Origin of the sequence: Mycobacterium sp. GA-1285, from assembly GCF_001499905.1 — a bacterium.
In the GTDB taxonomy this organism is placed as follows: domain Bacteria; phylum Actinomycetota; class Actinomycetes; order Mycobacteriales; family Mycobacteriaceae; genus Mycobacterium.
This window is the reverse complement of the sequence record NZ_LQIS01000052.1, coordinates 66,744-93,032: the sequence shown is the minus strand read 5'-3', so window position 1 is coordinate 93,032 and position 26,289 is coordinate 66,744. Positions and strand designations below refer to the sequence as shown.

Genomic DNA, 26,289 nt, shown 5'->3' with positions numbered 1-26,289 from the left:
TCACCATCATCCCAAAACGTCGTTGCGGAAGAATCTCCCACCATGGGTCGCTGGAGGCCGCTTCGACCGACGTCCGCCTGGAGGAGACGGCGCTGTCGCTGGAAATGACCTATCGCGGCACCGCGCCGGTGGTGCTCACCGGTTCGTCCGGCATACCTCGTAGTCGCGACCGTGCGCGCCTGGCAGCGGTTCACGGGCTGCTCTGGTAGCGCGCCAATTCCGCGATGTATTCCGGCCAGTCGAGGGAATCGACGGGGTTCGCTCGCTCGATACCGGGCGTGTCGACAGGAAAGGTGCGCGCTTGTCCGGGACCGGTGGTCCTGGTCTCGAACCGGACCGTCATCACCCCGTGCCCGGCGCCCTGGATCCAGCCGTGTCCGAAGTCCGGATGGGTGACGTCGTCGCCGACGCGCCAGGCGGGTGCGGTCGCGGCGAGATCGGTGACGGTGGGCGGCAGCCCTGTATGCGTGACGTCGTCGTCGGTCGCCATCAGCTCCAAGTCCGGGAACAACGACTCCTGGCGAACGTCGGAGAGCCCCGAGAATCCAACGCCCAGAAGGCGGATCGGGCCCACTTCGACGGGGTCGAGCAGCAGCCGGCGCGCGGTGGCGATCAGGGTGGCCGCGTCGGTGGTGGCGTACGGCAGGGTCGCCGAGCGGGTGAGAGTGCTCATGTCGGATTTCTTCAGCTTCACGGTGACGGTGCGCGCGCCGCGGCCGTCCTTCTCCAGGCGCCGGTGGGCGTGCTCACCGATCGGGCCCATCGCTTCGCGAAGCTGGTCGAGGGTGATGAGGTCTTCGGGGAAGGTCGATTCCGCGCTGATCTGTTTGGCGGGCGCGTTCTCGGCGACCGGCCGGTCGTCGATGCCGCGGGCGAGCCGGTGCAGCGCCGGTCCCACGGTGCCGCCGAGGATGTCGGCGGCCTCGGCCTCGCTCAGCGCCGCGAAGGCGCCGATGGTCTCGATGCCGAGCCGGTGCAGCTTCTCACCGGCCACGGGTCCGATTCCCCACAACCGCCGCACCGGCAGGCCGTCGAGCAGCGCACGTTCCTCCTCGCGGCGAACCACCCGCATCCCGTCGGGTTTGGCCAACCCGGACGCGATCTTGGCGAGTTGTTTCCCTGACCCCGCCCCGATCGACGCGACGAGTCCGGTCTCCTCGAGCACCCGCGCGCGCAGCGTCCGGCAGAAGTCCTCGACTTCACCCGCGGACGCGCCCGCGAGTTCGGTGGGCTCGCCGAAAGCCTCGTCATATGAGAGCTGCTCGAGAACCGGCACCATCGCGCGCACGGTCTCGAAGACCCGGCGGCTGGCCACGCCATAGACGATGCCCCGCGGCGGGAGGACGACCGCCGCGGCGCCGACGAGCCTGCGGGCCAGGTGCATCGGCATCGCCGACCTGGCGCCGTACACCCGGGACTCGTAGCTCGCCCCGGCAACCACACCGCGCCCGCCGAGCCCACCCACCAGCACCGGGCGCCCCCGCAGCGTCGGACGGGTCAGCTGCTCGACGGACGCGAAGAATGCGTCCATGTCGAGGTGCAGCACCCAGCGAGCGTCCACAGCTGCAGATGCTATTGGGCCGTGACATCCTGGCGGGGTGGCTAGGGATGAGGTGGCGATCACCGACGGCACCATCCGGCTCGGCCAGTTCCTGAAGCTCGCCGGGCTGATCGACTCCGGCGCCGACGCCAAGGCCGTCATCGCGAACGGTCTGGTGAGCGTCAATGACGAGGTCGAGCGCAGACGCGGCAGGAAGCTCCGCGTCGGTGACGAGGTTTCGATCGCCGGGCGCACCGCGGTGATCACCAACGGTTAGCGTCCGATCACGCCCTGGCGATCGCGACCTTCACACCGTCGCCGATCTCGCTGCCGTCCGCCGGATCCCCGAACTCGAATGTCGTGGCGAGGATCTCGCGCGCGATCAGGTCGCGATGCGTGCGGGCCCAGGCTTTGCGTTCCGGCGGAACCGAGATCACGACCGTGATCCGGTCGGACACGTCCAGTCCCGTCGACTTGCGCAGGTCCTGCAGTTCGCGAATGCGGTCTTTCGCCCAGCCCTCGGCCTCCAGCTCCTCGGTGACCGTGCCGTCGAGCACCACAAGCCCGGCCCCGTCGGACAGCGCCGCGGTGTATGTGTTCTCGGGTCGAGCTTCGCTGCGCTGCGTCTCCCGCGGCTCGGCGGCGACCAGCCGCGAGCTGTACTCACCGGGCTGCAACACGGCCGGTCCTGCGGTCAGCGTGCCGTCGGCGTTGACGACGGCCTCCCCCGCCTTGACGGCTTTGATGGCCGCTTGCACGTCCTTGCCCAGCCGCGGGCCCGCGACGCGTGCGTTGACCGTCAGCTCGAACCGACCGTAGGTGTCGATGTCGTCGGTGAGCTCGACATCCTTGACGTTGAGCTCGTCGGCGATCAAATCGGTGAACGGCTCGAGCCGCTGCGGATTATCAACGGCGACAGTCAGTTTGGGTAGCGGCAGGCGCACGCGCAGTTTCTTGGCCTTGCGCAGCGACGACCCGGCCGACGCCACCTCGCGCACAAGATCCATCGTCGCGACCAACTCGGGGTCGGTGGGCAGCAGATCAGCCTCGGGCCAGTCGGTCAAGTGCACCGAACGCTCACCGGTCACCCCGCGCCAGATGACCTCGGTGATCAACGGAATCAGCGGAGCGGCCAGCCGGGCGGTCACCTCCAGCACGGTGTGCAGGGTGTCGATCGCGTCGGGATCCTCCTCCCAGAACCGCGAACGCGACCGTCGCACATACCAATTGGTCAACGCTTCGGTGAACTGCCGCAGCTCGTCGCAGGCCCCGGAGATGTCACAGACATCCAGCGACGCGGTGAGGTCGTCGCGCAGCACGGCGAGCTTGGCCAGGATGTAGCGGTCCAGCACATGCGTGGAGTCGGTGCGCCAGGTGCCCTTCTTCGGCGCGTACAACGCCAGAAAGGTGTAGGCGTTCCACAGCGGCAGCAGCACCTGCCGGACACCTTCGCGGATACCCTGTTCGGTGACGATCAGGTTGCCGCCGCGCAGGATCGGTGAGGCCATCAGGAACCACCGCATGGCATCGGAGCCGTCGCGGTCGAAAACCTCCGTCACATCCGGGTAGTTGCGCAGCGACTTGCTCATCTTCTGGCCGTCATTGCCGAGCACGATCCCGTGTGCCACACAGGTTTTGAATGCGGGCTTGTCGAACAGCGCGGTGGCCAGGATGTGCAGTGTGTAGAACCACCCGCGGGTCTGCCCGATGTATTCGACGATGAAGTCACCGGGAAAGTGGGGGTCGGATCCGCCGTCACCGTCGAACCATTCGGCGTTCTCGAACGGGTAATGCACCTGCGCGTACGGCATGGAACCCGAGTCGAACCAGACGTCGAAGACGTCCTCGATGCGGCGCATCGTCGAGCGGCCGGTCGGATCGTCGGGGTTTGGCCGGGTGAGCTCGTCGATGTAGGGCCGGTGCAGATCGGTGGGCCGCACCCCGAATTCACGTTCGAGCTCGTCGAGGCTGCCATAGACGTCGATGCGCGGATATGTCGGGTCGTCGGATTTCCACACCGGAATCGGGGTGCCCCAGTACCGGTTTCGGGAGATCGACCAGTCTCGGGCCCCGGCCAGCCACTTGCCGAACTGTCCGTCCTTGACGTGTTCGGGGTACCAGGTGATCTGCTGGTTCAGCTCGACCATGCGATCGCGGAATTCGGTGACCTTGATGAACCAGGACGACACGGCCCGATAGATCAGCGGATTGCGGCACCGCCAGCAGTGTGGATAGGAGTGCTCGTAGGTCTCATGGCGCAACAACACCGCGCCGTGCGGGGCCGCGGGTCCGGTCTTGTTCTTCAGGTCGCGGATGATCTGCGGGTTGGCGTCGAAGACGTGCTGTCCGGCGTAGTCGGGGACGGTGGCGTCGAACCTCCCCTTGGAGTCAACCGGGGTGACGGCCTCGATGCCCGCGGCCTGCGCGGTGAGCATGTCGTCTTCGCCGTAGGCCGGCGACATGTGCACGATGCCGGTGCCGTCCTCGGTGCTGACGAAGTCCGCGGGCAGCACGCGGAACGACCGGGGCGCATCGGAGAAGTACGGGAACGGCGGCAGATAGCGGGTCTCGAGCAGCTCGCGACCGGAGTAGGCGCCCAGAACCGCCGGCTCATCGCCGAGTTCACGGGCATAGGCCGCGACCCGGGCCTCGGCCAACACGTATCGACGTCCATCGCCGCCCTGCACCTGCACGTAGACCACGTCGGGGTGCACCGCGACGGCCTGGTTGGACGGCAGAGTCCACGGCGTCGTCGTCCAGATCAACAGGTAGGCACCCTCGAGATCGGCGTGCGGGCACCCGCTGATCCGAAAGCCCACCGTGATCGCGGGGTCCTGACGGCTCTGGTAGACGTCGTCGTCCATACGCAGTTCGTGGCTGGACAACGGTGTCTCGTCGTTCCAGCAATACGGCAACACCCGGTTGCCCTCGTAGGCAAGGCCCTTGTCCCACAACTGTTTGAAGGCCCAGATCACCGACTCCATGAAGTCGGGCTCGAGGGTCTTGTAGTCGTTGTCGAAATCCACCCAACGGGCCTGCCGGGTCACGTAGGCACGCCATTCGTTGGTGTACTTGAGCACCGAGGCTCGGCAGGCGTCGTTGAACTTCTCGATGCCCATTTCCTCGATCTGCGCCTTGTCGGTGATGCCGAGCTGGCGCTGCACCTCGAGTTCGGCGGGCAGGCCGTGGGTGTCCCAGCCGAACCTGCGCTCCACCTTGTAGCCGCGCATGGTGCGATACCGCGGCACGATGTCCTTGACGTAACCGGTGAGCAGGTGCCCGTAGTGCGGCAGCCCGTTGGCGAACGGCGGGCCGTCGTAGAAGACGTACTCGGGGGCGCCGTCGCGGCGCGCGATGCTGGCGCGGAAGGTGTCGTCGCGGTCCCAGTACACCAGGACCTCGACTTCCAGCGCGGGGAATCTGGGCGCCCCAGCGGCCGGCTTCGGGTAAGCGGTCATAGCTCCTGTGCCTCATGCGGCTTCCGGCTCGGGAAGCCTCAGGTGTTCGTCAAGGCACGGGGACGACGTCGCGCCGGTGCGCGAGCGCCGCGGTACCACCCCGCTTGCGCACTTCTACCCGCAGATGTGCGCCGCTCACTTAGGGCGTTGACGGGCCCACCCGTTCGGTTCTACTGGGCTCGGACCGCCTGCAGGAAGTGGTGCCGAACTGTTCTTCCGAAGGCTCCCCGGTGATGGCCGGATCCAAGCCGTTGACGTCGATCGTACCGAGTCAGTTGGGGGGCAGCGCGTCCGATGTCATCTCGACGAGCGCGAGCGGGAACTGTTCGGACAACTCCTCGATCGTGTAGTGCTCGAACCGACTGGTGTCGTACCACCAGTCGATCCGTACGTCACCACCGGCGCGGTAGACGCGCACCTCCAAGGCGTGGCCGAGGCCCGGCGGCGTCTCCTGAACCGGCATCGTGTCCGACGGGAGTTCGCCGATGTAGTTGAAGTACACCTCCGGCGACGCGGCCACCTCGCGCTCCGACGCCGCGGCCAGCGTCTGGTGCACGGAGGCCAGCACGTCGGTGGCGCTCGCGTGCTGCGCCGCCACGCACACCAGGGGTACGGCATCGAGCAGAGAGCCGCGGTGGCTGGCGATGTCGACAGGGACCAGGCCCTCACCGAGCGTGCGGGCGATGGTCCTGCTCAACGCGGCCACCAGGATCTCGTCAGCCGGCAGCCCGAGACATCCTGTGGCACCGTCGAGTTCGGCCGTCAGCTCATCGCTTGCAGGGGTCGACACTTTGACCATGCTGGCGGTGACACCCGTGTCCGCAGCGTCGTAGTCCGCGATGCGGACCGTTGCCGTAGCAAACTCGCCGAGCGGGCGCGCGACCTCAGTCGGCGGAGCCAGGTAAGGAGCAACCATGCGACCAAAGATAGCCCAGGTGTCCCAAAAACGGGAGAGACCTCCCAAAACTGTGACGCCAGTGTCAATATAGGCAAACACCTCCAGTTTGCGGACCGCACTGCCCAAACCCGGGACGTTGGTTTACAGTGGACAAGTGCCTCGGACAGACGAGAACGGCAGACAACTCAAGGCGCTGCTCGACTACCTGCTCGACGGGGACATCGAGGCCAAGGACATCTACGACGCGCTGGGCACGTCCAGCAGCACGTACTACCGCCGGATCAAAGAGCCGGACTACCCAGACGCCGAGGAGCTGCGGCGGGTCGCGGACCGCTTCGGCCTGAACTACCCTGACCTGCAGATCAGGTTCGGCCTGATGACCAGGCAAGAGGTGCTCAGTTACGTCGAATATCTCGAGCGCACCGGCGGTCCCGGCCAGACAGCCGTGCGGGAATCGACCAAGGCGCGCACCCGAATTCCTCGACTCTCCGAACTTCGACCGCGGAGTGACGCCCCGCCCCTTTAGCCGTACACTTTGCTGAGTACCACGGCGGCTCCGAAGGCACCCTCATGGCTTTGGCGACAATGATCGCAATCACGCTTTGCTGTATCGCGTGGAGCCTGTGGATTCGCCGCGTCACCTGGTCCTCTCGTTGGGAAGTCGCAGCCACCCTCAACATCGCACTGCAGGGCATGGCGGTGCTGCTGATGTCCCCCTGGGCCTCGGAAACGCTCGGGGTGGCGCTGCACGCGCTGACCGGGAAATGGAACCTCGAAGATTTCATCGGCCACGATTGCTACATCGTCGCCGCGTCAGCCGTCGTCTACAACGCCCTCGGCCGCCTGCAGGATGACCACCTGCTCCAGAGGTCGTTCAAGCAGTACGTCGAGGTTCCGGCCACACTGTGCATCCCGCTGCTGCTGGTCACGTTCTCACTCGGAAACGGTGCGCACATCTACAAGCCGGACTTCTTCCAGGTGCCCACCGACTTCTGGCTCAACACCTACTGGCTGATCCTGTGCGGCATCCTGATCTATCTGCTCGGGTACGGCAGCCGGGCCCTGTTGGTGCTGCGCAGGGATCCGCGGTCGCGCAAGATCGCCAACGTCTATCTGATCTCGTCCGCGGCCGGCATCGCCGCGTGCGTCGTGCGGCTGCTGACCGCCTACATCCCCGCGCTGCAGCAACACGACGGCGGCACGACCCTGGTCTGGGTGTTCGCCTGCATGTGCGGTGCCGGTTTCGCGCTGACCTCGGCCGAGTCCTGGCGGCAGAAGACGAAGTGGTTCAGCAACGCTTCCGGATGACCCAGCCGGTGATCGAGCGCTAACCCGCGACCGGCCGCGACACGCTGGAGAACGGCGCGCCCAGGTCGGGCACCGTCTGATAGCCACGCCTGCGCGCCCGCGCTGCGTCGCGCCGGATCAACACACCCAACCCGGCGAACGTGGCCTGGTCGAGCACCATCCGCGTCAGCAGTCGGTTGTGCACGAAGCCGAAGGCCAACCCGCTGCCGGGATCGGCCCACCCGACCGACCCGGCGAGGCCGGCATGGCCGAACCCAGGCATCACACCCGGCGGCACCGGCAGTGAGTGGTAGCCGAGATTGAAACTCAACGGCAGGAAGATGTTGCGGTCCGGCCAGTAGCTCGCCCGGCCGGTCAGCGCCGCGACCCGCTCCTCGGACAGGAACTGCTTGCCCTCGATGCGGCCACCGTTGGCGATCGCGCCGTACATCTTGGCCAGGCTCCTGGCGGTGGCGACACCGTTGGCGGCCGGGATCTCGGCGTCCAGGAACGGCGTGTCGCCCTGGACCACCGACTTCATGCCGGGAAAGTACATCGAGCCGAACATCCCCGACACCCCGAGCGCCGCCACCCGCGGGGCGACGAAGTTGAAGACCGGGTTGGCCATCGCGCCCTGCGGCGCGAGGATCTGTGCGGCGCGGGTCGGCGCGTCGACCGGCGGCCGGCCCAGGTGCAGTCCGTCGGTGTCGAGCGGCTCGGCCAGCTCCTCGCGGATCAGGTCGCGCATGCCCTTACCGGTGATCGCGCGGCCCAGCCCGGACATCAGCCACCCATAGGTCAGTGCGTGGTAGGCCTGATGGCCGTGCAACAACTTGTTGACCGGCGCGGCGGCGACCCGCTCCTCCATCACGCGATGATCGAGCAGCTGGGCCTTGGTGCAGCCGTTGAGGTGCGAAAGCCCGGCCCGGTGCTGCATCACGTCACGCACGGTGATCCTGGCCTTGCCCTTGGCCCCGAACTCCGGCCAGTACTCGGCGACCGGCGCGTCATAGTCGATCAGGCCGCGGTCGGCGAGGCGGTGGATGACCGTCGATGCCATCCCCTTGGTGACCGAGAAGACCATCGCACCGGTATCGGCGTTCCAGTACTCGGTGCCACGGCGATCCGAGTAGCCGGTCCACACGTCGACGACGGGTTCACCGTGCAGGTAGATCGACAAGGCGCCACCACCGTACCGACGGCCGGGAAACAGTCGCGAGAAACCACGCAGGGTGCAGGCGAAGTTCGAATCCGCGGCGCCCTGGACACCGTGCGGAAGCGCGGCACTGCGCTCCCGTTTGTTGACACCCGTCACAATTTATTTAATTTACTCGTAAGCCCGGCAAATAAACCTGCCGTTACCTATTCGTTAGCTTTGTTAGGTTCTCGCATGTCAGAAACGTCGAGCAGCCGCTGCGCAGCAAGCGCGGGGGTCAGATCGCCGTCACGCACCTGGCGTTCGATCTCGGCGCGAATCCGCCTCACGTTCGGGTTCGACAGCACCCGGTCGAGGACCGAATCCCGCACCATCGCCCACGTCCACTCAACTTGCTGGGCTCGCCTGCGGCTCTCGAACTCCCCCGCCTCGGTGAGCACGTCGCGGTGTTTGAGCACCGTCGCCCACAGCTCCTCGAGACCCGTCCCCTCCAGCGCGCTCATCGTGAGAACCGGTGGACGCCAGAGGGTTTCGCGGGGATAGATGAGACGGATGGCGCCGGCGAGCTCGCGGGCCGCCCGCTTGGCCTCGATCGCGTGCTCACCGTCGGCCTTGTTGACCACGACGACGTCGGCGAGTTCGAGAACCCCCTTCTTGATGCCCTGCAGCTGGTCGCCGGTGCGCGCGAGCGTGAGGAACACGAAGGTGTCGACCATGTTGGCGACCGTCACCTCGGACTGCCCCACGCCGACGGTCTCGACGAGGACCACGTCGAAACCGGCCGCCTCCAGCAACACGATCGTCTCGCGGGTCGCCTTGGCGACGCCGCCCAACGTGCCCGAGGTGGGCGATGGGCGGATGTAGGCGTCAGGTTGCACGGCCAGCTGCGCCATGCGGGTCTTGTCGCCGAGGATCGAGCCCCGGGTCCTTGTCGAGGACGGGTCGACGGCCAGCACCGCGACTCGGTGCCCCTGGTTGATCAGGTACATGCCGAGCGCCTCGATCGCCGTCGACTTGCCGACGCCGGGCACCCCGGTGATCCCGACGCGCAGGGAGCTGCCCGCGTGCGAGGTCAGCTTCAGCAGCAGTTCCTGCGCCTGCTCGCGGTGGTCGCCGCGGGTCGACTCCACCAGCGTGATGGCTCTCGCCAAGGCGGCGCGGTCACCGTCCGCCACTGCGGACGCGAGGTCGGCGATCGTGTCTGCCATCTAGTCGAGGCGGTAGCCCAGCCGCTCGGCCAGCTTGTGCAGCAGGCCGACCGCCGCGTCGGCGATCACCGTGCCGGGGGGGAAGATCGCGGTGGCCCCGGCGGCATAGAGCTCGTCGAAGTCGCCGGGCGGGATGACGCCACCGACCACGATCATGATGTCGGGCCGGCCGACCTCGGCGAGCGCTTCGCGCAGCGCCGGCACCAGGGTCAGGTGCCCTGCCGCGAGCGAGGAGACCCCGACCACATGCACGTCGTTGTCGGCAGCCTGCCGGGCGACCTCCTCCGGGGTGGAGAACAGCGATCCGACATCGACGTCGAAGCCGATGTCGGCGAATGCGGTCGCGATCACCTTCTGTCCGCGGTCGTGGCCGTCCTGGCCCATCTTCGCGATGAGGATGCGCGGCTGGCGACCGTCGGCCTCGGCGAACTTCTGCACGAGGTCGGTGGCTTGCGTGATGTTGCTGACCCCCTTACCCCCCATCTCGTCGCGGTAGACGCCGGCGATGGTACGGATCTCGGCAACGTGGCGCCCGTAGACCCGCTCGAGCGCATCGGAGATCTCGCCGACGGTTGCCTTGGCCCGGGCGGCGTTGATCGCCAGCGCGAGAAGGTTGTTGCCGAGCCCGTCCGCGCCCGCCTGCTCGCGGGTGCCCGCCGCCCGGCTGAGCTCGGCCAGCGCGGCGTCGACCTCGGCCTGATCTCGGTCGGCCCGCAGCTGCTCGAGTTTGGCGAGTTGCTCGGCGCGCACCCGGCTGTTCTCGACCTTGAGCACCTCGACTTCGTGGTCCTCGTCGACCTGGTACTTGTTGACGCCGATGACCGTCTGCTGGCCGGAGTCGATCCGCGCCTGCGTGCGCGCGGCTGCCTCCTCGATGCGCAGTTTCGGGATGCCGTCGGAGATCGCCTGGGCCATCCCGCCGTGCTCGACGACCTCGCCGATGTGCATCCGCGCTGCGGTGGCCAGTTGGTGGGTCAGCCACTCGACGTAATAGGAACCGCCCCACGGGTCGATCGGCCGCGTGGTGCCCGACTCCTGCTGCAGCACCAACTGCGTGTTGCGGGCGATGCGTGCCGAGAAGTCGGTCGGCAGCGCCAGCGCCTCGTCGAGCGCGTTCGTATGCAACGACTGGGTGTGCCCCTGCGTCGCGGCCATCGCCTCGATACACGTGCGCGCGACGTTGTTGAACGGATCCTGCGCGGTCAACGACCACCCCGAGGTCTGCGAATGAGTCCGCAGGGAAAGCGATTTGGGGTTCTTCGGGTTGAACTCGGCGACCAGCTCGCTCCAGAGGAGCCGGCCCGCCCGCAGCTTGGCGACCTCCATGAAGAAGTTCATGCCGATGCCCCAGAAGAACGACAGCCGCGGCGCGAACTTGTCGACGTCGAGCCCGGCCTCGAGGCCCGCCTTTATGTACTCGACACCGTCGGCCAGCGTGTAGGCGAGCTCGAGATCGGCTGTCGCACCGGCTTCCTGGATGTGGTAGCCCGAGATCGAGATGGAGTTGAACTTCGGCATCTTGGCGCTGGTGTAGCCGAAGATATCGGAGATGATCCGCATCGACGCCTGCGGCGGGTAGATGTAGGTGTTGCGGACCATGAACTCTTTGAGGATGTCGTTCTGGATGGTCCCGGCCAGCTTCTCCGGCGGTACGCCCTGCTCTTCTGCGGCGACGACGTACAGCGCGAGGATGGGCAGCACGGCGCCGTTCATCGTCATCGACACCGACACCGAGGACAGGTCGATGCCGTCGAACAGCTGACGCATGTCGAGGATGGAATCGATTGCCACGCCTGCCATCCCGACGTCACCCTGGACGCGCGGGTGGTCCGAGTCGTAACCGCGGTGAGTGGCCAGATCGAACGCCACGGAGAGGCCCTTCTGACCCGCGGCCAGGTTGCGCCGGTAGAACGCGTTGGACTCCGCGGCGGTGGAGAAGCCCGCGTACTGCCGGATGGTCCACGGCTGGTTGACGTACATCGTGGGGTACGGGCCCCGCACGAAGGGCGGTTGACCCGGGAAGGTGTCGAGCGGATAGCCCGCGGCGACGGCGGCGTCGCGGTCGGCGCCGATGTAGACGGGTTTGACGTCGATGCCCTCCGGCGTCACCCAGTCCACCTGGTCGGCGCCGTACCCGTGCGTCGCGGCGGCCGCCTCGACGTGGGCGGCGACCGCCGCCTCGGTCGGTGCCTCCGCACGCTTGTCGCCGTGCAGCGGGACCTCGGCGAAGCTCCCGATGGTCTTTCCGACCCCAGCCGTGGCAGTCACCTCAGGCCCCCAATCTGGTGAGCAGGTCCGACAACGTGGCGACCGCGTCGATCTTCGCGGTCAGGTAGCCGTCCGGTTTCGAATCGGATTCCGCGACGGCCTTTTCCGGTCCGGCGAGCAGCACATGCGATACGCCCGCCGCACGTGCCGATTCGATTGCGGCCGAGGCTTCCTCGCCGTAGCGGGCGTCGGTGCCGCAGATCACGGCGATCGGCGGTGTCTCGTCCGCATCGGCCACGGCTTCGATGCCGCCCGACGCGAGCAGGTTCGTCGCGAAGGTAATGCGCACATTGTGTTCCGCGAGCGGTCCGAGCGGCAGCAGCAGCACTTTCGGCCTGGCTCCGGTCTTTTCGAGGAATGCGTCGGAGCGGTCCCGCAACGCCTCGAAGCCCGCCGCATAGCGAGTGACCGTCGGCAGCGAATCACCCTGCGGCAGTATGGGTTCGGCGATATTGGGAAACTCGTTCACCCCCGTCAACGCTGTCCGCCGGTGCGCGATGTCCTCGGCGCGCCGCTGGGCCACCTCGGCGATCTGGGCCGCGACGTGGTCACGGGCTTGTTCGAACCCCCCGCGGGATTCAACGCCCTGGAAGTGTTTCCAGGCCTGCTCGGCGAGTTGCTCGGTCAGGTCCTCGACATGCCAGGAGCCCGCCGCCGGGTCGAGCACGCGGCCCAGGTGCGATTCCTCGAGCAACAGCAGTTGCGTGTTGCGCGCCATCCGGCGCGCAAAGCTCGGGGCCGTTCCCGGGAAGCCGCCGGGAATCGCGACGTCGAACGGGTGGACCTCGATGGTGTCCGCCCCGCCGACACCGGCGGAGAAGGCGGCCACCGTGGTGCGCAGCATGTTCACCCACGGATCGCGCTTGGACATCATCGCCAGCGACGTCACGGCGTGCAGGGTGGCGGCTCCGTGCTCCGGCGCCCCGACGACCTCGGCGACCCTGGCCCACAGCAGGCGCGCGGCCCGCAGCTTCGCGATCGTCATGAACTGGTCGTCGTCGGCGGCGATGCGGAAGATGATCTGCCGCAACGCATCCGGGGCACCGATACCGCCCTCGCCGAGCTGCCGAAGATAGCTCACGCCTGCGGACAGCAGGCCCGCCAGCTCCCAGGACGCGTTGGCGCCGAGATTGTGGAACGCGGCGCCGTCGACGGTGATGGCGCGAACGCGGCCGCCGTAGTCACCGAGTTTGGCCGCGGTGGCCACGACGTCGGCGGTCTCAGGAGCGACGCGCCCGCTCAGCGGTGCGGTCAAGGGGTCGGCGCCGAGGTCCACCGACAGCCGGGAGCGCTGCTCGGCGTCGAGATCGCTCAGCAATCCGAGCACCGCGTCGGCGGCCGAAACGTAATCCGGCCCGGCGATCTCGAAGAGCACCGGAACGAGGTCGAGGAAGACGCCGTCGAACAGCCGGTTCAGCTCGGTGGCGGCGACGCCCGCGGGTGCGCCGACGCGGATGACGAGCGCGCCGACCCCCTCGGTGAGGCTGAGCAACACCGCGCCGTTGTGTTCGGCCACGCTGCCGGGCCCGTTCGCCGGAAACGCCTCGGCGACTTTCCAGCCGGCCTTGACGTCACGCAGTGCGTCACCCCCGCGCACGAACGGCCAGTGCCCGGGTAGCGGCGGTTCGGGCAGCTCATCGGCGCTGGTGTACAGCGGACGGATCGCGAAGCCGTCGTAGGTGGGCGAATCCAGCAGTCGCTCGGGTTCGGCGGGCAGATCGGCGGGATCCCGCCGGGTGCTCTTTGCCAGCACCGCGGCAACCGCTGAGCGCCAGCTCTCGCGATCGGCCTCGACCACAGTGGGTTTCTGCACGATCATCAGGCTAAATGATCGCAGTCACACCGGTGTCTGCCGGTCGGTCGACTCGCGGCGTCTCGAACAGGTGACTCGGGCCGCAGTTCCGTAGTCTTGGTAGACGTGAACTCCGTCGTCAGCACCCTGCGCGCGGTTCGCGGCGCGGTGGTCGCGACACTTTCGAGCGTCTCCCGAGCCCGTCTCGTCGCGTCCGTGGCGGCGATTGTGATTCTCGTCGCAGTCGCGTTGCTGGTTCCCGTGCCGACCGCCGTGCAGTTGCGCGACTGGGCCACCTCGGTCGGGCCGTGGTTTCCGTTGGCGTTTCTGGCCGCCCACATCGTGGTGACGGTGTTTCCGTTTCCCCGCACGGCATTCACACTCGCGGCGGGTCTGCTCTTCGGCCCGGTGCTGGGCATCCCACTGGCGGTGACGGCGGCGACGATCAGCGCGGTCGTCGCGGTGCTGCTCGTCCGGGCCGTCGGACTGCAACTGGACCGGGTGGTGCGCCATCCGCGGATCGGATCCCTCAACGCGCGGCTGCGCGAACGTGGTTGGCCGACGGTGGTGTCGATGCGGCTGATTCCCGCCGTCCCGTTCGCCGTGCTCAACTACGCGGCAGGCGTGTCGTCGGTGCGCCTGCTGCCGTACACGCTGGCCACCCTGGTGGGGTTGGTGCCCGGTACGTCGGCGGTGGTGATCCTCGGCGACGCGCTCACCGGCAACGTCAGTCCGCTGCTCGTACTCATCTCGTTCTGCACGGCCAGTCTGGGCGTGGCCGGCCTGGTCTACGAGGTCCGCGTACACCGGCGTCATCAGCGCGAGCGGATCATCGCGACCGAGGCCGCCGTCGATCAGCCCGTACGCGTGCCGAGATAGCTCGCGGTCAGCGGGAGTGCGCCCCGCCGCCGGGCTCGCGCTCCTGCGGCGCAGGATTCGTCTGCTGACCGATCCCGGGGAACGACGGCGGCGCGTTGATGGGCGCGGGGCTGTCCACCGAGGTACGCGCCTCGGCTTCGGCCTTCGCCACGGCGCGGGCGATCTCGGGATCGGTCTCGGTGTTGAACCAGTCGGCGACCTCGTCGTCGTCATCGGTGGCGACCGGCGTGTCGTCGACCGGCGACGGGGTGTAGCGGAACACGCCGTCCTCCCCCGGCGCGCCGAGCAGCTTGGTGAAACCCTGTAGCGCCGAACCGAAGTCGCTGGGCACCAGCCACACCTTGTTCGCCTCGCCCTTGGCCATCTGGGGCAGGGTCTGCAGGTACTGGTAGGCCAGCATCTCCGGCGTGGGCCGGCCCGCCTTGATGGCCGCGAACGTCTTCTCGATGGCCTTGGCCTGACCCTGTGCCTGTAGGTAGGCCGCGGCGCGTTCGCCCTGGGCGCGCAGCATGCGCGACTGGCGGTCTGCCTCCGCGGCCAGGATCGCGGCCTGCTTGGCACCCTCGGCGGCCAGGATCTGTGCCTGCTTCTGGCCCTCGGCCTGTTTGATGGCCGATTCCCGGTTGCCTTCCGCGGTCAGGATCATCGCGCGCTTCTCGCGGTCGGCGCGCATCTGCTTTTCCATCGAATCCTGGATCGACGGTGGCGGGTCGATGCTGCGCAGCTCGACGCGCGCGACCCGCAGCCCCCACCGGTTGGTGGCCTCGTCGAGCACGCCGCGCAACGCCGTGTTGATCTGGTCGCGCGAGGTCAGCGTCTGCTCCAGCGTCATCCCGCCGACGAGGTTGCGCAGGGTGGTCGTGGTCAGCTGTTCGACGCCGACGATGTAGTTGCTGATCTGGTAGACGGCGGCCTGCGGGTTGGTCACCTGGAAGTAGACCACCGTGTCGATCTGCACGGTCAGGTTGTCTTCGGTGATCACCGGCTGCGGCGGGAAGGACACCACCCGCTCGCGCAGGTCGACGCGGGCGCGGATCCGGTCGATGAACGGCAGCAGCAGTGTCAGCTGGCCGGACACGGTCTTGCTGTAGCGCCCGAGCCGTTCGATCACCGCGGCCTCGGCCTGCGGTATCAGCGCGATCGACTTCGCGACGATGATGGCGGCGAACACCACCAGCACAGCCACGAGCACCAAGCCCGCGACGGCACCATCCATGACGTTTCCTTCCCTCGTACCTGGCGTGTTCTAGGTGAGCTTCTGGACGACGGCGGTGGCACCGTCGATGTGCACGACGGTCACCTTGTCCCCCGGTTCGTAGACATCGGTCTCGTTGAGTGGCCGCGCGGTCCAGACTTCGCCGTCGAGCTTCACCTGTCCCTCGTGCTGCGCCACCCGGTCGAGCACCAGCGCGCTCTTGCCTTCGAGCGCCTTGGCCGGGTCGGGCAGACCGGTACCGGCCGTAAAGTGCCTGCGCAGCGCCGGTCGCACGAGCACCAGCAACAGGATCGACACGACGGCGAACACCGCGCCGTGGACCCACAGGTCGTCGAAGATCAGGCTCGACCCGGCGGCGGCCAGCGCCCCGCCGCCGAGCATGAGCAGGAACAGGTCGCCGGTCAGTGCTTCGGCACCGGCGAGCGCCAGCGCGGCAATTAACCAGATCAGCGCAGCGGGCATGACACCACCCTATCGTCGTGTCCGACCGGCTGCGGGTGTAACAACTACACTGCGAACATCATGTGGTGTCCCAGTGTTTCGCTGTCGGTGTGGGCCAATGCCTGGTTGGCGGGCGCGGCCGCGCCCGACGATGTACTTGACGCGCTATCACATTGGGCGCCAAAGCATTCCGTAACCGCTTACGATTCGGTGGCGGCCGGCGCGACCGGCTTGCCCTGGCCCGATCTGGTGGATACGGGCGCGGTGTCGCTACTGCAGACGCTGCGCACGGCCGCCGGTCCCGGTGTGACGGAACCGCCGATCGGCCTGGCGCTGCCGGTCCCCGGCGACGTTCGGGGCCTACCCGCCGGCACGCAGTTCCAGCGCGACGCGGTGACCGCGGGCGAGGCCATCGTCGTCTCCGGTCTGGGGTCGATCGGCCTGGTGCCGGACTTCGAGTACGACGAGTTCGAGGACGACGACGAGTTCGACCGCGACCCCTGCGGGTTGTCGTGGACCGTGTACTCGATACCCCAAGTGTCCACGCCCGCTGGACACGTCGACCTCGCAGAGGCCGAGTACGCGCTCCGGTCGGCGGTCCGCTCGGCGGCTGACGCGCTCGGGGCACTGCGCGCCGGCGCGGCGGAGATCGATGTGGAGGATCCCCGCGGTCTCGTCGAGCAGGTGCTGGAATCGAATCGCATGCACCGTCTTCCCGGTCACGCGCCCAACCGGGCGGTGCGCGTGCTGGAGAACGCCGCGCACGTCGACGCGATCATCTCGGTCAGCGCCGGGCTCATACCGATCGGGCTGCACAGCTCCACTGAGGTGCAGATGGCCAACGACGCGCTGCGACCGCTGTCGACCGTGGTGCGCTCGGCGCGACTGGCCGCGGTCGACGCGGTCCTGCACTCGGCCTGGCGGGCCTAACCGCAGGCCGGCGTGCACGGCGCGCCGTCGACCGAATAGCCCTGCAGCGGAGGCGGATTCGGTCCGGGCATCCGATCAGGAGCCCGTCCGTCGCGTAACTCGCCGAGCAGTTCGGCGGCGACACGAGCGAGATCGGCAGTCGGCGTCGCTGCCCTCGCGAAGGCTATACCGGCTTCTTCAGCCTGTTCGCGTAGTTCGTGGTCGAGGTCCCAGACCACCTCGATGTGGTCGGCGACGAAACCGATCGGACAGACGATGACAGCTGTGGTGCCAGTCTCGGCGAGTGACGAAAGATGTTCGCCGACATCGGGTTCCAGCCACGGTACCTGTGGCGGACCGGAGCGCGACTGCCACACCTGGTCGTAGTCGCCGTATCCGGCTGCGGCCGCCACCAGCTCGGAGGCATACGCCACTTGGCGTTCATAAAGCTCTGCGCCACAGCGCGATCGGGCCGCCAGTGGAATCGAGTGCGCGGTGAACACCAGCCGCGCGTCGTCCGGCACCGTCCTTGCTGCGGCCGTGATCGCGTCGGCGAACATCTGCACGAACAGCGGATGGTCGAAGTATTGACGCAGTTTGACGAGTTGCGGGGCCGAGGCACCCGCGGCCTGCCGTGCCCTGGCGATGTCCTCCACGTACTGCGTGCAACTCGAGTAACCGCCCCACGCGGACGTGGTGAACACCGCCGCACAACGCACCCCCTCGTCGCGCATGGCGGTCACGGTGTCCTCGACGTACGGTTCCCAGTTTCGGTTGCCGAAGTACACCGGCACGTCGACGTAGGTGCGCAGTCGCTCGATCACCGCCCGGTTGATGCCGTTGATCGGTGAGACGCCGCCGAAATGCAGGTAGTGCTCGGCGACCGCCACCAACCGCTCCCGCGGGATGCCGCGCCCGCGGGTGACGTTCTCCAGGAACGGGATCACGTCTTCGGGGCGCTCCGGCCCGCCGAACGAGAGCAGCAGGACGGCGTCGAATTCGGTCACAGCAACTGCGTGCTGGCGCCGCCGTCGGCGTAGATCACGGTGCCGGTGGTGGCGGGCAGCCAGTCCGACAGCAGGGCGCACACGGTCTTGGCGACCGGCGTCGGGTCCTTCATGTCCCAGCCGACCGGTGCGCGCTGATCCCAGCCCTCCTCGAGCAACCGCATTTGATCCTTGACTTCGTCACCGAGCACGCCGCCGACGATCGCGCTCATCGCGAGCGTGCGGATCGGTCCGGCGGCGACGAGATTGGAGCGCACGCCGTACGGTCCGGCCTCGCGCGCGACGAAGCGGTTCACCGACTCGAGCGCGCTCTTGGCCACGGTCATCCAGTTGTAGGCGGGCATCGCGCGGGTCGGGTCGAAGTCCATGCCGACGATGCTGCCTCCACGGTTCATGATGGGCAGCGTCGCCTTCGCGAGCGAGGCGTACGAATAGGCCGAGATGTGAATGCCTTTGGAGACGTCCTCGTAGGGCGCGTCGAAGAACGGGTTGATGCCCATGCCCGACTGCGGCATGAATCCGATCGAGTGCACCACGCCGTCGATCTTGTTGCCCTCGCCGATCACCTCGGTGATGCGGTCGGCCAGCGTGTCGAGGTGTTCGTCGTTCTGCACGTCGAGCTCCAACAGCGGCGCAGGGTTGGGCAACCGGTCGGCGATCCGCTGGATCAGCTTGAGCCGGTCGAATCCGGTCAACACCAACTCCGCGCCGGCCTCCTGAGCGACCTTGGCGATGTGGAACGCGATCGACGAGTCGGTGATGATCCCCGTCACGAGGATGCGCTTGCCTTCGAGCAAACCGGTCATGTGAAAGTCCCTCTCTTTCGCGAAAGATCTAGTGCCCCATACCCATGCCGCCGTCGACGGGGATGACGGCTCCGGCGATATAGCTGGCGTCCTCCGATGCCAGAAAACTGACCGCCCCGGCCACCTCTTCGGCGGTGCCGACGCGTTTGGCCGGAATGAAATCCAATGCGCCGGCCTGGATCCGCTCGTCGAGGGCCCGGGTCATCTCGGTGTCGATGTAGCCGGGCGCGACGACGTTGGCGGTGACGTTGGCCTTGGACAGCTCGCGGGAGATCGAGCGCGCCATGCCGATCAGCCCTGCCTTGGCGGCCGCGTAGTTGGCCTGGTTGCCGATGCCCCACATGCCCGACACCGAGCCAATGAAGATGATGCGACCGAAGCGCTTGCGCTGCATGCTGCGTGACGCTCGCTGGACCACCCGGAACGCACCGGTCAGGTTGGCGTCGATGACCTCGGTGAACCGCTCCTCGGTCATTCGCATGAGGAACGCGTCCTTGGAGATGCCGGCGTTGGACACCAGCACCTCCACCGGCCCCTGATGCTCCTCGACCTCTGTGAAGGCGCGGTCGACGGCGGCGTTGTCGGTGACGTCGCACACGACCCCGAACAGCCCGTCGGGAGCACCGGAACCGCGGTGGGTGACGGCGACCTTGTGACCGTCGGCGGCGAGGCGCTGCGCGATGGCAAGGCCGATGCCACGGTTGCCGCCGGTCACCAGCACCGAGCGGGAGACGAAAGGCGGACGACCACCTGCCGATTCGGGTTCGGCGGTCGCCGCTGTGTCGTTGCTCGTCGCGTGCGCAGTCATGCCCGCCAACCTATCGCCTGCCCGCCTTTCTTAAGAAATCGCCTTAGTGAAGGGTTGGGCTCACAGCGGCAACCGGCGGTTGATCAGCAGCGCGGCGACGGCCGCCACGGCCGCGAACAGAGCGCCCAGCCGGAGCCAGCCGGTGGTCGCCTCACCTCGCACGGTCTCGTATCCGATCTGGTCCTGGAGCGTGTCGTAGACCTTGTTCAGTTGGTCGAGGTTGGAGGCGGTGTAGGCCTCGCCTCCGGAGAGCTGGGCGATCTTCTCCATGCCCTCGTCGTCGACGGGCACCGGGACCCGCTCGTTGTTGACCTCGACCGACCCGTTCGGCGTCCCGAACGAGATCGTGGAGATCGGGACGCCCTGATCCTTGGCGGCCCGCGCGGCGGTGAACGCGCCCTTCGGGTTGTCCGGATTGTTCGGCACCGTCTCCTTGCCGTCGGAGAACAGCACGATGTGCGCGGGCGGTGGCGTATCGCCACCGCCGATGACGGCGCCGACGGTGGAGATCGACGACAACGCGGTGAAGATGGCCTCGCCGGTCGCGGTCCGGTCGGCCACCTGCAGATTCTCGATGGCGCGCCGGCTCGCGTCGCGGTTGGTTGTCGGCGACACCAGAACGTTGGCGGTTCCGGCGTAGGCGATCACACCGAGGTTGATGCCCGGCGTGAGCTCGTCGACGAACTTCTTCGACGCCTCCTGTGCGGCGGCCAAGCGGCTCGGTTCGACGTCGGTGGCGCGCATCGACTGGGAGACGTCGATGGCCAGCACCACCACCGCGCGGTTGCGCGGAAGGCGCTGGTCGTGGGTGGGCCCGGCCAGCGCAATGGTGCACAGCAGCAGCGAGATCGCCAGCAGCGCCGCGGGGAGGTGGCGCAACGGGCTGGGCCGCTTGGGCGCGACACTGTCGAGCAGCTCGGTGTTGGCGAAGCGCTGCAACCGCTTTCGCCGCGCGATCTGGGCGGCGACGTACAACCCGGCCAGCACCAGCAGCACCACCAGAGACAGGAAGAACCACCAGATGTGCTGAAAGCCCGTGAGCGACAGCGGTCCCAGCAGTGGAAGCGTCATGTCAGATCGTCATCCCTTGCGAATCAGTTCGGTAGACGACGGTTGATGAACAGGGCCGCCAGCGTCGCCATTGCGAGCGCCAGCGTTCCCAGCCGCAGCCACCCCACGCTCGCATCACCGCGGATGGTCTCGTAGCCGATCTGCTGCTGCAGGTTGGCATAGACCTCTCGCAGCTGCTGAAGGCTCGACGCGGTGAACGCCTCACCGCCGGACAGATCGGCGATCTTCTTGAGCATCTCGTCGTCGACCGGCACGGGCTGGCGCTGATCGTTGATCTCGACGTAGCCGTACGGCGTGCCGAACGAGATCGTCGAGATCGGCACCCCCTGTTCTTTCGCGGTGCGGGCCGCGGTGTAGGCGCCCTTGGGGTTGTCGGGGTTCGACGGCACGGTCTCCTTACCGTCGGAGAACAACACGATGCGCGCCGGCGGGGGTTCGTCGCCACCGCCGATCACCGCCCCCACGGTGGCGATCGCCTGCAGAGCCGTGAAGATGCCCTCGCCCGTCGCCGTGCGGTCGGCGAACTGCAGATTGTCGATCGCGGCCTTGGTGGCCTCCCGGCCGGTGGTCGGCGACACCAGGACCGTCGCCGTGCCGGCATAGGAGATCAACCCCAGGTTGATGCCCGCGGTGAGTTCGTCGGCGAACTGCTTGGAAGCCTCCTGGGCGGCGGCCATCCGGTTGGGGGCGACGTCGGTGGCGCGCATCGACTGCGAGACGTCCATCACGAGCATCACCACCGCGCGGTTACGCGGAATGCGGACGTCGTGCGTGGGTCCGGCCATCGCCACCGTGAGGAACACCAGTCCGAGCACGAGCAGGATCGCGGGCAGATGCCGCCAGCGCGAAGGCCGTTTCGGCGCAACGCTTTCCAACAGCTCCATGTTGGCGAACCGCAGCATCCGCCGGTGTCGGGCGAGCTGAACGACCACGTAGAGCCCGACGATTCCGAGCACCGCGAGCAGGAACAGGAAGAACCAGACGTTTTCGAAACCCGACAGCGTCATGGGTCCGAGCAACGGCAATGTCATGTGCGCCTAATCATTTCGATATCAGGCGTGGCCCGCCAACGCGCCACGCCTGCGGTTGGCGACGAACCGGACGACGTCGGCGATCCAATCGCGGTCGGTCCGCAGCGACAGCAGCGGTGCATCGCATCGCCGTAACGTCCTGGCCACCTCCGCGCGGTGGGCCGCGGCCGCCCGCTCGAAGTCGTCGCGCAACTGCTCGTCGATGGTGAACTCGCGGACCGCCCCCGTCTCGGCGTCCTGCAGCACCACTTCGCCGACCGCGGGCAGTTCGACGTCGCGCGGGTCGAGCACTTCGATTCCGAGCACCTCGTGGCGCCCCGAGATCGCCCGCAGCGGACGCATCCAGTTGATCGGGCCGAGGAAGTCGCTGATGATCACCGCCATACCGCGGCGTCGCTCGGGCCTGCGCAGCGCGTCGATCGCGGCGGCCAGATCACCGCGGACGCCTGCCGGCGCCTTGGGCATCGTCGCGATGGCGCGCAGCATCTCCTGCTCGTGCATCCGGCCCGACAGCGCCGGCACCCGCCGCACGGTGTCCCCGTTGGCGATGATCGCGCCGATCCGGTTACCTCCCCCGCTGTTGAGGAACGTGATCGCCGCCGCGGCGGCCACCGCGAGATCGCGCTTCTCGCAACCGGTTGTGCCGAAATCGAGGCTGGCCGACATGTCGATCACGAGCCACGTCTCGAGTTCGCGGTCGGCGATCATCTGCCGCACGTGCGGATGAGTGGTGCGCGCCGTGACCGACCAGTCCATCCGGCGCACATCGTCACCGGGTTGATAGAGCCGTGACTCCCCCGGTTCCGAACCCGGGCCGGGTAGCAGACCGAGGTGGTCGCCGTGCAACACGCCGTCGAGCTTGCGCCGCACGGTCAACTCGAGCTTGCGCAGCGCCGCGCTCAGTGCGGGATCACGGATCTCGCCGCGCTTCAGCGACGGCAGATCGACGGAGCGTCGGGAACCGGTCACCGATTGCTGGCCGCACCAGCGGCGGCGGGCACGACGGGCGGCACCGAATGACCTTGCTGCGGAATGGCGTTCACCTGCGGCAGGGCCACGGTCTGCAGGATGCGGTTGATCACCGTCTCGGCGGAGATCTCGTCGGCCAGCGCGTCATAGGTCAACACCAGCCGGTGCCGCAGCACGTCCGGGATGACCTCGACGACGTCCTGCGGGATCACGTAGTCGCGTCCACGCACGAGAGCCAGCGCGCGGGACGCCGCGATGATTCCCAGCGACGCGCGCGGCGATGCACCGTAGGCGATCCACGCCTTGGCGTCGGGCATCCCGAACTTCTCGGGCTGACGGGTCGCGGTCACCACCCGGACGACGTAGTCGACCAGGGCGTGGTGCACGAAGTTGTTGGACGCCACGTCCTGCAGACGCAGCAGGTCACCGGGGGCGAGGATCTGCTTGGGTTCCGGCGGCTTGACGCCCATCCGGTAGATGATCTCCCGCTCTTCCTCGGGCGAGGGGTAGTCGATGTTGAGCTTGAACAGGAAGCGGTCCCGCTGAGCCTCGGGCAGCGCGTACACACCCTCCTGCTCGATCGGGTTCTGAGTGGCCATCACCAGGAACGGCTGGGGCAGCGGGAACGTCTTACCGCCGATGGAAATCTTGCGCTCGGCCATGACCTCCAGCAGGGCCGACTGCACCTTGGCCGGGGCACGGTTGATCTCGTCGGCGAGCAGGAAGTTGACCACGACGGGCCCGAGCTCGATGTCGAACTCCTCCTTGCCCACCCGGTAGATGCGGGTGCCGACGATATCGGTGGGAACCAGGTCCGGTGTGAACTGGATGCGCGCGAAGGTGCCGCCCACCACCTTGGCGAAGGTCTCGACGGCCAGCGTCTTGGCGACGCCGGGCACACCCTCGAGCAGCACGTGCCCCTTGGCGAGCAGCCCGACCAGCATGCGCTCGACCAATTGGTCCTGTCCGACGATGATCCGCTTCACCTCGAAGACGGCCCGCTCGAGCGTGTGGACCTCCTGCTGCAGACCGCCGTTCTGGGAAGGTGGGCTCGACGGCGCGGCGTGTGAGCCCTGGTATCCCTGTGCCGGTGCCTGGCCGGGGTAGCCTCCAGGCCCCTGCGACGGCCCACTCGGTGAGGTCATCAACGTTCCTTCCACATAACTCGCTGGTCAAAGCGGCGCAGGCCGGTCCGGGCCGCACGCACGTCGTCAACTATTCCAGGCACGGCAGAATCCGTCGACGTTGCCCGGCGATGAGCGCTTGCGCGAAGAGCTTTCAACAAAAGCCTTCAGGTTCGGCTCAGTCTCCGCTCAGGATTCGATGATGCGCGCCACATACGGCTGCAGGCCGGAGTGACGCACCGGGCTGACCGTGACCTTGCCCGCGCTGCCCGAGGATTCGAGCATCTGACCGCCGCCGAGGTAGATGGCGACGTGCTGGCTGCCGCCGGGGCCCCAGAACAAGAGGTCGCCGCGCTTGGCCTGCGACGTCGGCACCTTGCGGCCGGTGTCGTACTGGTCGCCGGAGTACTTGGGGATCAGCACCCCGACCCCCGCGAAGGAGAACTGGGTGAAGCCCGAGCAGTCGAATCCGACGGTGTTGGCCCCCGAGTCGATGCCCCGGCTCGGCCCGCTCGGCTTTCCGCCGCCCCACGAGTAAGGCACGCCCATCTGCGAGGCGCCGCGACGGATCACGTACTCGATCGCCTGGGGTCCGCGCACCCGGCCGGGCGCGACGCTCGCCGTCGCCGCCTCCGAGGGCGCGAGGCCCAGAGTGGACAGGAACTTGCGACCCAGGTTCATCGTGACTTCGGTGGCCTGGGCGGTCGCCGCGAGCGACGCGTTGGCGATCGCGAGAGGATCGCCGGGGGCGCCTGCGCTGATCAATTTGGGCAGCGTCGGATCCCACTGGCCGTCGTCGGGTGCGGATGCCGCCGGCGTCGCCAGCCCGAGGGTGAGCGCGACGGTCGCCGCCAGCAGCGCACAACCGCTCAATAAGCGAATCAGCTTGCCACGCAAAGCTTTCCTAACGTTTTGTTCCTGCACCTCTCACCATTCGATGAGACGAGTCGCGTACGGTGTCATGCCGCTGGTACGCACCGGCGAGATCTTCACCACCGAACCCGTGTAGGGCGCTTCGATCATTTGTCCGTCGCCGAGATACAGCGCCACGTGCTGGCTGGCGTTCGGTCCCCAGAACAACATGTCGCCACGCCGCATCTGTGACGTCGGGACCTTGCGGCCGGCGTTGTACTGCGAACCCGAGTAGTGGTCGAGTTTGATGCCGACCCCGGCGAACGCGTAGAGCATCAGACCGGAGCAGTCGAAACCGACTGTGTTCGCACCGGAGTCGATACCGCGGCTCGGTCCGGCGGCGTTGCCGCCACCCCACGAGTACGGAACGCCCATCTGCGACATGGCGCGCTTGATCACGAACTCCGTTGCCTGCCTGCCGTAGACGCGCGGGATCGCACCGTTGTTGAAGGCCGGCGCGGCGGCTGCCGGCTGGGGAAGGATTCCCAGCGACTGCAGGAACTTGCGACCGAGATCCTGGGTCACCTGCGCCGAGGTCGACGCGATGCCGAGAACCCCGTTGATGATCGCGATCGGATCACCACTGACGAAGGCGCTGGGGATCGCGGGCAACGTCGGATCCCACGGCGTGGCCCAGTTGCCGGTGCCGGGGTCGACGCCTTGCGGGGCGCGGTCCCAGTCCGGATTTCCCGGCGTCGCGGCGGCCGCCGGTTGCGCCGGAGCCCCGGTCGGTTGCGCCGGCGCGGCCTGGGTGCGCGCCTCGGCGAGCTTGGCCTGCGCGGCCTTGCGCTCGGCGGTCAGCTTGTCGAGCTGGGCCTGCTGGTTCCGGAAGGTCTCCTGCGCGTTGGTGAGAGCCGAGACCGCGGACTGCTGGCTGGCTTCGGCGTCGGCGACGGCCTTGTCCGCGTTCTGCTTCGCCAGCCGCGCCCCGGACTCGCGGTTGATCTGCTCGGTGCGGGCCCGCTGCAGATCGGCGATCACCTGCTGCGAGCTGATCGCCAGCGTCTGCCCCGCCGCGGCTGTCTTGATGACCTCGGCGGGATCGCCCGCTGTCAGATACGAGTCCGAGGGTCCGTTGACGTAGGTCGCCGCGGCGAACGAGTTGAACCGCTTCTGCGCCTGCTCGATCGCGGCGTTGGCGTCCTCGACGCGCTGCCGGCTCGTGTCGACCTCACGTTGTGCGGCGTCGGCGTGATCGCGGGCGGTCTGCACGTCCAGGATGGCCTTGTTGACGCTTTCCTGCTGCTGCTGAATCTGGGCGCCCAGGTCCTGCAACTTCTGGTCGGCATCGGCGACGGCGGCGACCAGTGCGGCGAGGCTGTCGGGGTTGTCGGGTTGCGCGACGGCCAGGCCGGGGGTCGCGGACAGCATGGCCGTCACGAGCATGGCCGCGCAGAACCGTCCACACGGCCGCGTAGCGGATGCGCCAGGTGTGCGTCTCATCCGACTCAGTTCTCCTATGGCTTCAGGCGAACGTGCGGACACATTCGTCGGGGTGACTGTGCTCTT

Annotated in this window: 22 protein-coding genes and 1 pseudogene; 5 read left to right on the top strand and 18 right to left on the bottom strand. The window is 67.7% G+C overall.

The features are described from left to right. Positions 1 to 190 precede the first annotated feature (190 nt). Entirely contained in the window at positions 191 to 1,546 is a 1,356-nt protein-coding gene (locus AU193_RS19130) for a DNA polymerase IV (protein WP_371259247.1), read from the bottom strand. Positions 1,547 to 1,598: 52 nt separating this feature from the next. Between AU193_RS19130 and AU193_RS19125 the strand changes: the two genes are divergently transcribed. Further along, positions 1,599 to 1,817 (top strand): RNA-binding S4 domain-containing protein, encoded by a 219-nt coding sequence (locus AU193_RS19125; RefSeq protein WP_064423947.1) that lies wholly within the window; start codon positions 1,599 to 1,601, stop codon positions 1,815 to 1,817. Positions 1,818 to 1,824: 7 nt separating this feature from the next. Here the strand turns inward: AU193_RS19125 and ileS are convergent, their stop codons facing one another. Next, entirely contained in the window at positions 1,825 to 4,998 is a 3,174-nt protein-coding gene (gene ileS / locus AU193_RS19120; RefSeq protein ID WP_064423946.1) for an isoleucine--tRNA ligase, read from the bottom strand. Between the two features lie 271 nt (positions 4,999 to 5,269). Continuing rightward, entirely contained in the window at positions 5,270 to 5,914 is a 645-nt protein-coding gene (locus tag AU193_RS19115) for a hypothetical protein (protein WP_064423945.1), read from the bottom strand. Between the two features lie 136 nt (positions 5,915 to 6,050). Between AU193_RS19115 and AU193_RS19110 the strand changes: the two genes are divergently transcribed. Further along, entirely contained in the window at positions 6,051 to 6,422 is a 372-nt protein-coding gene (locus AU193_RS19110; RefSeq protein WP_064423944.1) for a hypothetical protein, read from the top strand. 44 nt (positions 6,423 to 6,466) lie between these two features. After that, positions 6,467 to 7,204, top strand: coding sequence for a hypothetical protein (locus AU193_RS19105; protein ID WP_064423943.1), 738 nt, complete (start codon positions 6,467 to 6,469; stop codon positions 7,202 to 7,204). A 19-nt stretch (positions 7,205 to 7,223) separates the two neighbouring features. Here the strand turns inward: AU193_RS19105 and AU193_RS19100 are convergent, their stop codons facing one another. The 4 genes from AU193_RS19100 to mutA are packed head-to-tail and all read right to left on the bottom strand — an operon-like array spanning position 7,224 to position 13,634. Then, the gene (locus tag AU193_RS19100) at positions 7,224 to 8,498 is read right to left on the bottom strand and encodes a serine hydrolase domain-containing protein (protein ID WP_064423942.1); all 1,275 of its coding nucleotides are present in this window, start codon (positions 8,496 to 8,498) and stop codon (positions 7,224 to 7,226) included. A 47-nt stretch (positions 8,499 to 8,545) separates the two neighbouring features. Further along, a complete protein-coding gene (meaB, locus tag AU193_RS19095) occupies positions 8,546 to 9,547 on the bottom strand; it encodes a methylmalonyl Co-A mutase-associated GTPase MeaB (RefSeq protein ID WP_064423941.1) in 1,002 nt (333 codons plus the stop codon). Beyond that, positions 9,548 to 11,785, bottom strand: coding sequence for a methylmalonyl-CoA mutase (gene scpA, locus AU193_RS19090; RefSeq protein ID WP_216637294.1), 2,238 nt, complete (start codon positions 11,783 to 11,785; stop codon positions 9,548 to 9,550). It lies immediately after the preceding gene. A gap of 31 nt (positions 11,786 to 11,816) precedes the next feature. After that, positions 11,817 to 13,634 (bottom strand): methylmalonyl-CoA mutase small subunit, encoded by a 1,818-nt coding sequence (gene mutA, locus AU193_RS19085; protein ID WP_064423939.1) that lies wholly within the window; start codon positions 13,632 to 13,634, stop codon positions 11,817 to 11,819. A 99-nt stretch (positions 13,635 to 13,733) separates the two neighbouring features. On the opposite strand from mutA, the gene AU193_RS19080 reads away from it, so the two are divergent. Next, positions 13,734 to 14,486, top strand: coding sequence for a TVP38/TMEM64 family protein (locus tag AU193_RS19080; RefSeq protein ID WP_064423938.1), 753 nt, complete (start codon positions 13,734 to 13,736; stop codon positions 14,484 to 14,486). Positions 14,487 to 14,493: 7 nt separating this feature from the next. Here the strand turns inward: AU193_RS19080 and AU193_RS19075 are convergent, their stop codons facing one another. Both AU193_RS19075 and AU193_RS19070 read right to left on the bottom strand, forming a co-directional pair. Then, complete coding sequence (locus AU193_RS19075) at positions 14,494 to 15,702, bottom strand: SPFH domain-containing protein (RefSeq protein WP_064423937.1); 1,209 nt, start codon at positions 15,700 to 15,702, stop codon at positions 14,494 to 14,496. Between the two features lie 30 nt (positions 15,703 to 15,732). After that, positions 15,733 to 16,164, bottom strand: coding sequence for an NfeD family protein (locus AU193_RS19070; RefSeq protein WP_064423936.1), 432 nt, complete (start codon positions 16,162 to 16,164; stop codon positions 15,733 to 15,735). 60 nt (positions 16,165 to 16,224) lie between these two features. Between AU193_RS19070 and AU193_RS19065 the strand changes: the two genes are divergently transcribed. Further along, on the top strand, positions 16,225 to 17,073 hold the full coding sequence (locus AU193_RS19065) for a hypothetical protein (protein ID WP_064423935.1): 849 nt from the start codon (positions 16,225 to 16,227) through the stop codon (positions 17,071 to 17,073). On the opposite strand, the pseudogene AU193_RS19060 reads toward AU193_RS19065, so the two are convergent. The 9 genes and pseudogenes from AU193_RS19060 to ripA all read right to left on the bottom strand — a co-directional run. Then, positions 17,048 to 18,059: pseudogene (locus tag AU193_RS19060) on the bottom strand (ferrochelatase); the annotation flags it as partial. The gene AU193_RS19065 and the pseudogene AU193_RS19060 sit on opposite strands and share 26 nt — an antisense overlap. Continuing rightward, a complete protein-coding gene (gene inhA / locus AU193_RS19055; RefSeq protein WP_064423933.1) occupies positions 18,056 to 18,865 on the bottom strand; it encodes an NADH-dependent enoyl-ACP reductase InhA in 810 nt (269 codons plus the stop codon). The gene inhA and the pseudogene AU193_RS19060, both read right to left, overlap by 4 nt. A gap of 28 nt (positions 18,866 to 18,893) precedes the next feature. Continuing rightward, the gene (gene fabG1 / locus AU193_RS19050) at positions 18,894 to 19,673 is read right to left on the bottom strand and encodes a 3-oxoacyl-ACP reductase FabG1 (RefSeq protein WP_064423932.1); all 780 of its coding nucleotides are present in this window, start codon (positions 19,671 to 19,673) and stop codon (positions 18,894 to 18,896) included. A gap of 60 nt (positions 19,674 to 19,733) precedes the next feature. Beyond that, the gene (locus tag AU193_RS19045; RefSeq protein ID WP_064423931.1) at positions 19,734 to 20,744 is read right to left on the bottom strand and encodes a VWA domain-containing protein; all 1,011 of its coding nucleotides are present in this window, start codon (positions 20,742 to 20,744) and stop codon (positions 19,734 to 19,736) included. Between the two features lie 23 nt (positions 20,745 to 20,767). Beyond that, positions 20,768 to 21,775, bottom strand: a complete 1,008-nt coding sequence (locus tag AU193_RS19040) for a VWA domain-containing protein (RefSeq protein ID WP_064423930.1) — start codon at positions 21,773 to 21,775, stop codon at positions 20,768 to 20,770. A gap of 21 nt (positions 21,776 to 21,796) precedes the next feature. Continuing rightward, positions 21,797 to 22,744: a DUF58 domain-containing protein gene (locus tag AU193_RS19035; protein WP_064423929.1), complete on the bottom strand. Its 948-nt coding sequence runs from the start codon at positions 22,742 to 22,744 to the stop codon at positions 21,797 to 21,799. Further along, the gene (locus AU193_RS19030) at positions 22,741 to 23,889 is read right to left on the bottom strand and encodes a MoxR family ATPase (protein WP_064424058.1); all 1,149 of its coding nucleotides are present in this window, start codon (positions 23,887 to 23,889) and stop codon (positions 22,741 to 22,743) included. The genes AU193_RS19035 and AU193_RS19030 overlap by 4 nt, the downstream gene beginning before the upstream one ends. 168 nt (positions 23,890 to 24,057) lie before the next feature. After that, positions 24,058 to 24,741, bottom strand: coding sequence for an NlpC/P60 family peptidoglycan endopeptidase RipB (gene ripB / locus AU193_RS19025; RefSeq protein ID WP_156425292.1), 684 nt, complete (start codon positions 24,739 to 24,741; stop codon positions 24,058 to 24,060). 54 nt (positions 24,742 to 24,795) lie between these two features. Next, complete coding sequence (ripA, locus tag AU193_RS19020) at positions 24,796 to 26,223, bottom strand: NlpC/P60 family peptidoglycan endopeptidase RipA (RefSeq protein ID WP_064423928.1); 1,428 nt, start codon at positions 26,221 to 26,223, stop codon at positions 24,796 to 24,798. Between the last annotated feature and the right edge of the window lie 66 nt (positions 26,224 to 26,289).